Annotated in this window: 4 protein-coding genes, 5 pseudogenes and 1 riboswitch; of the genes and pseudogenes, 7 read left to right on the top strand and 2 right to left on the bottom strand. The window is 42.9% G+C overall.

Translation table 11 applies throughout. The features are described 5' to 3' along the window. From ACKTT2_RS00705 to ACKTT2_RS00685, 5 genes and pseudogenes are all read left to right on the top strand, one after another. Positions 1-393: pseudogene (locus tag ACKTT2_RS00705) on the top strand (hypothetical protein); the annotation flags it as partial. 224 nt (positions 394-617) lie between these two features. After that, positions 618-1002, top strand: a pseudogene (locus ACKTT2_RS00700) (DUF4346 domain-containing protein). Positions 1003-1008: 6 nt separating this feature from the next. Next, the gene (locus tag ACKTT2_RS00695; RefSeq protein WP_407882953.1) at positions 1009-1449 is read left to right on the top strand and encodes a hypothetical protein; all 441 of its coding nucleotides are present in this window, start codon (positions 1009-1011) and stop codon (positions 1447-1449) included. 11 nt (positions 1450-1460) lie between these two features. Beyond that, a complete protein-coding gene (locus ACKTT2_RS00690) occupies positions 1461-1940 on the top strand; it encodes a hypothetical protein (RefSeq protein ID WP_407882951.1) in 480 nt (159 codons plus the stop codon). Next, a complete protein-coding gene (locus ACKTT2_RS00685) occupies positions 1933-2781 on the top strand; it encodes an acyl-CoA desaturase (protein WP_407882949.1) in 849 nt (282 codons plus the stop codon). Before ACKTT2_RS00690 ends, ACKTT2_RS00685 begins: the two co-directional genes overlap by 8 nt. Before the next feature lie 461 nt (positions 2782-3242). Here the strand turns inward: ACKTT2_RS00685 and ACKTT2_RS00680 are convergent. After that, positions 3243-3515, bottom strand: a pseudogene (locus ACKTT2_RS00680) (ribonucleotide-diphosphate reductase subunit beta); the annotation flags it as partial. A gap of 392 nt (positions 3516-3907) precedes the next feature. Between ACKTT2_RS00680 and ACKTT2_RS00675 the strand changes: the two are divergent. Next, complete coding sequence (locus tag ACKTT2_RS00675) at positions 3908-4147, top strand: hypothetical protein (protein WP_407882947.1); 240 nt, start codon at positions 3908-3910, stop codon at positions 4145-4147. 175 nt (positions 4148-4322) lie between these two features. Here the strand turns inward: ACKTT2_RS00675 and ACKTT2_RS00670 are convergent. Continuing rightward, positions 4323-4939: pseudogene (locus ACKTT2_RS00670) on the bottom strand (Uma2 family endonuclease). A gap of 58 nt (positions 4940-4997) precedes the next feature. Next, a riboswitch (cobalamin riboswitch) is annotated at positions 4998-5140 on the top strand. Between the two features lie 99 nt (positions 5141-5239). On the opposite strand from ACKTT2_RS00670, the pseudogene ACKTT2_RS00665 reads away from it, so the two are divergent. Continuing rightward, positions 5240-5397: pseudogene (locus ACKTT2_RS00665) on the top strand (SAM-dependent methyltransferase); the annotation flags it as partial.

Below are 5397 nucleotides of genomic sequence, written 5' to 3'. Positions count from 1 at the left end.
GCAGTAGCCCAACCCCAAACTCAAATTCACACTCATATGTGCTACTGCGAATTTGGTGACATTATTAAGGATATTGAACGGTTAGATGCTGATGTTATTTCGATTGAAAATAGTCGCAGCAACAATCAAACTCTACGAGAAATCACAGAGGGTGGCTACTCATATCAAGTTGGTAATGGAGTCTATGACATCCATAGTCCTGTTGTCCCGACAACTGAACAGATTTTACAGCAATTGCGGACTGGAATTGCAAATTTACCCGTTCAACAAATTTGGGTGAACCCAGATTGCGGTTTGAAAACCAGGCGATGGTCAGAGGTGATTCCGGCTTTAAAAAACATGGTGGAAGCGACGAAAGTCTTGCGAGAGGAAGCAAATGCAACTGTGAGATAGCAGTAAAACTAGCCCCAGAGATTAGTCTCTTGAGTGCTTTAAGACTTTTGCTCTCTTACTTATTTTTGATTTAAATAATCACTCTCATTAGTTACACGATTCATTTGTGCGTTCTTCGTTCGTGTAGCGTCTCCGATAGGAGAAGTTTTGAGCAAAAGCTTCCTGAACTTCTGACTTCTCTGTGTATTTTGGAGCGGTGCTTTTTATTTTGGAGTTGAAAAATGATGATATCAGCAGTAGAAGCGATCGCAGCAATTGATGACAAACTATCCAAACGATTTTTAGAACTCGATCCGGCAGGTTACTTCATTATCTACTTAGATCGGGAAGCAGGCTTAATTTGTGCAAAACATTTTACCAATGAAGTGAATGAGCAAGGATTAGCTGTCGATCCAGAAACCGGAAAGCCTATTCCTGCAACTGTCAAAGTGGAACGACAACCAACTGCCCTCTTTACACGAAGAACCGAAGTAAGAAATTTGCATTCAACTGTTTGAGGAAACAAAACCTTGCCCAGTGAGCCGATTGGATCATGGTGCTTACTTGGGACGTGAGTTTATGCGAGCAGAATTGGCATTAGTGACAGGACAAGACTATGTACAGGATTGATGTCTAATGCAAATGCGAAATGAATTTTGGCAAGGATACTTCGGTTACTGGCAGAACCGATTTATTCACCATAATATTTTGACCATCGGATACACCGCTTGGAATGGTTATTTGAATGCGGGAAAGGGCATGGTAGTTTGTGATGTCGTAGATGCAATCCCTACCGCCATTGATTGGAGTGTCGATACAGTAACTTTCAATCGGGCATTCATTCCTCAAGCGCAGGTAACTTTGTATCTGCAAGGGCTTGAGGTAGAGAAAGATGCCGTGACTGCACTGCTGAAAGCGCTCGCCACCTACGATCCCACCCAAGCGATGGTGATTCTAATCATTAGTAACGGTACAGTAGATATCAACCTGCTACAAAACCTAGCGATTTCTCCTGCTGAATGTTACAAACAGGTGCAACAACGTTGGGCAGAATTTCAACCGGATTTAACTGCCTAGAGGAGAGACTTATGCGTGAAGCCCCTGATACTTCGGACTGGCAGCAAGACTTTATTGCCACAAATTTGTTAGCGATTGGTTACAACGCCTGGATTGGATACTTAGGTGGCGATTCCTACGGAACGCTGCGCGAACGCGGTGCGATCGTTTGCAGCACCAACTCTCCTGTTATCGGAATTGCAGGAGAGAGCTTCAAAACCCATTTTGTGCCGCGTTCTTGTTTAGCTGCGTTCTTAAATGCCTGGTTAGCGGCTCCTGACACCGTGATTCTATGTCATCGCTTTATGAATGCTCACATCCTAGAAGCAGTGGATACTTATAATCCTGCAACTGAAGCCGTGTTATTACTGGAGTCTTTCAACCAGATGGCTTTCTTCTACCTGAAAAATTTACTCCCCACCCCACCCCAATGTTACGAACAGGTCTGCTCATTGTGGGCAGAATTTCATCCGCAATCCACTCAGTTATCGAAACAAAAACAATATGATTGATGTTCGGTTAAATCCGCCTCGTCCTCAAAGGCATGTGATTGTATTCACGGTGGCATTGCATCTAGGAGTATTACTGGCATTTGTTCCTACTAATTTTAACTGGTCAGCTGTTGGAGTTGCCCTATTTCTTCATTGGCTGACAGTGGGACTGGGGATTTCCCTTGGCTTCCATCGGCTCGCCACACACCGCAGCTTTAAAGTTCCCAAATGGCTGGAGTACTTCTTTATTTTGTGCGGCACTTTAGCAGGTCAGGGTGCCGTCAAAGGCTGGGTGGGCTATCATCGGATGCACCATTTATACGCCGATCGCCCCGACGATCCCCATGACTCCACTCAGGGGTTTTGGTGGAGTCATATTAGCTGGCTGATGCACGAGGTTCCAAATCGAACAAAACTTAGTCGCTTCACCAAAGACATTGCGGACGATCCGTTTTATCAGTTTTGCCACAAGCACTATATTGCTTTGCAAGTCGCGCTGGCGGTTTTACTATACGGACTGGGCGGAATGCCTTTTGTAGTGTGGGGAATCTTTGTTCGCTTATTTGTAGGGTTTCACAGCACTTGCTTTGTCAATAGTGCCTGTCACAAGTTTGGCTATCGTAACTATGAGGTGAGCGATCGCTCCACCAATTGCTGGTGGGTAGCATTGCTGACCTTCGGCGAAGGTTGGCATAACAATCATCATGCATTCCAATCATCAGCACGGTTTGGGTGGCGCTGGTGGGAAGTGGATATTGTTTGGCTCACCATTCGACTTTTAGAGAAAATGAGGTTAGCGAAGAACGGCAAAACGACAAACTCAACATTAAATTTAGGGAGTGGAACTCATGGTGAGACATAATACATCCTTTGAAAATACCTTTGCGGGTGGAGCAAACGGAAAATTGGGCAATATTTAAGTAGGTGAGCGGAAAAAAACACAAATATATTACCAAATGTAAAGATTCCTAAAACCCTTGCCAATGACAAAGGACTTTTGACCAATGACGCTCCTAACTAGTTCACTTTAATTGTGACGATCTACTTAACTGAAGTCTTGGTTCTGATAACTAAGACTTTTTTAGAGTATTTAGCGATAATTCATAACCAGTATGGTCAAGTTACATTCTTGACAGGTTAAGATCGTAAATAATTTGTCAATAAATAATAATGCTGAAAATTTTGCCGAAAACGAGGGTAGAAAACATCATTTTTGGGGATGCGATCGCTTAATGTCTAAATGCATCACTCATTATTGCCTGAACAAGTCAATACAAGCTTTATTTCAATACCCAACATTCAAGTTATTTTTCAGCAGAACGACTAATTGACAAAAGTCATTGCTTCCGGAATCAATTTTTGATACAGCCGCACATGGGAGAGTTCATCTCGGTTAATCATTCTAAAGATATCGGCACTCTGTGACATGAGCATCCGTGAGGATAAATTGTAGAAAAATATAAACCCGTTGTAGAAATACAATCCTTCCAACAAGTAATCTGCTAACAATGACACGAAATAATTCTCCCTTGAAGGGTAATCAACATACTTTTGGTATAGTCCAGCAATGAATTCGCATCGTTCTTTGAGAACACGATCGCTCCGCCAAAAATCAGGCTCTTGCGTACTTAGCGTGCTATTTTTATAGGAAGATTAGCTTAAAATCCTTGTCTGGATTGTATTACAGCCATTATTACCTTTATAACAGTATTCTTTTCTAAAATTGAAACTAGAAGTGTCTGTAAGCCTTGCAAATAAAGCATAATTATAAATTTTAATTAAAATTTAGCACGCTATGTACGAAAGAACCAAAAATCTACCCATCACCCCGCCCCAATGCTATGAATAGGTCTGCAAAAGATGGACAGAATTTCAGCCTCAGTCCAATCTTTCAGGAAATACAAATGCCAATCGTCTCACTTATTGATACTAGTGGTTCTTCAATATTCAAATCACATCTTTACTAGATTTTTACTCGATTAATCATCATGCTGAAATCCTATCTTTACCGAACTGGGAATCTTCCCACTGCTGTTCATCCCTTTGTCAAACAGACGGCTCTCTCCGAAGCCAAACAGAAGCCCCGGCTACTTCAAGGGAAAATTATTCGAGGTGTTCAAAATATTGCAATGTCGATGTCTAAGACGATTTCCATTGCAAGAGATCGTCTGATTCGGTTCATCCCCAGACCATTGAAGAGCAAACCGTTAGATCGACTTCACAAATGAGTTGAACTGCACAGGCAGTTGAAATTTAGTAGATCGAGGGTTCGGTGCTACAAAATTCATGTGACGAGATTCGTGCCAAAATTTTATCTACCTTAGGCGTACAGGAGCGTTCAAAACAATGTCAAATTTATTATATAGCCCACTCCCTATAGTCTTCTCCTGTACGATCGCCCTCCTATTTCTTCAACTGCTGCACAAACGCAGTATGTTCTGGTGACTTCAACCCTGCTTGCACCACCTCCAACACTCGCACCATCTGATTGTTTAACAGCGCCTCCACTGCTAACCACAAACCCGGAAACACCTGAGAACGAATAATTCCATCTGCTCCGGGAGATAGCAATCGATAGTCACCATCCATCAGGCAAAACCATTCAATTTGATTCTCGCTGCAATTTCAACAATCAATTCGGGAGAGCCTTCAATGTAACCATCGCTGCTCAAACGGGTTTGTCCGCCCGCATCCGGTTCAATAAACAGTACTGCATCTGGCTGTGGTTCGTTATCTAAATCTAGCCTCACCGTCGGTTCAACGCTTAAGTCAACGCCAGGAGTCAGTGACTGGTAGACTCCTAACCAAGTTATGACCCGACTGTGGGGTTTGCCATGCTGCTCGTGTCTTAAAGGAGATGCCACGTAAACGATTCCTTCAATCAGTTCTGCTTTCTTGATATGGGGTGCAGCCGCATAACGCCGTTCAAATTCGGGGCGAGTTAGGCGATCGCCACTTTCAAGCGGGGGTAAATGTCTCTGGAACGAATTGGATCGTGTTTGAGGTGAGTATCTAACCATTTGTCGTGGATGTCTAGCTTAATTATTATAATTTATGTAAGCAGATCGCAGTTGTGTTAATATGCAAGGGAATCTCGGTTCTGGTGGGGAGCAGCCATCAGAGGTAACGGGGAAAGTCCGGTGTAAATCCGGCGCTGTCCCGCAGCTGTAATCAAGGTCTGCCTTGTGAGTCAGAATGCCCACCGAAATTAAGTGGTAATTTTGTACATCTGCGAGGTACAGATAGGTATTTTTATGAATATTTATACAATTACTAAAGTAGGCATTTTTATAGCCCCACATATTAACTAAGGGATTTCAATGTCAACTTTATTATATTTTGTAATTGGTTTTCTTCTGGTTGTGGCGATCGCAATTGCGGCGTATCTCCTGAGTGCTCGCAAGTATCAATCCTCAGCCACAGTCGCTAATTCCTACGATCGATGGACTCTTGACGGCATCCTAGAGTTTTATTGGGG

This window comes from Scytonema hankhaensis NUACC26 (assembly GCF_045865695.1).
GTDB lineage: Bacteria > Cyanobacteriota > Cyanobacteriia > Cyanobacteriales > Nostocaceae > Scytonema.
This window is presented reverse-complemented; position numbering and strand designations above follow the sequence as displayed.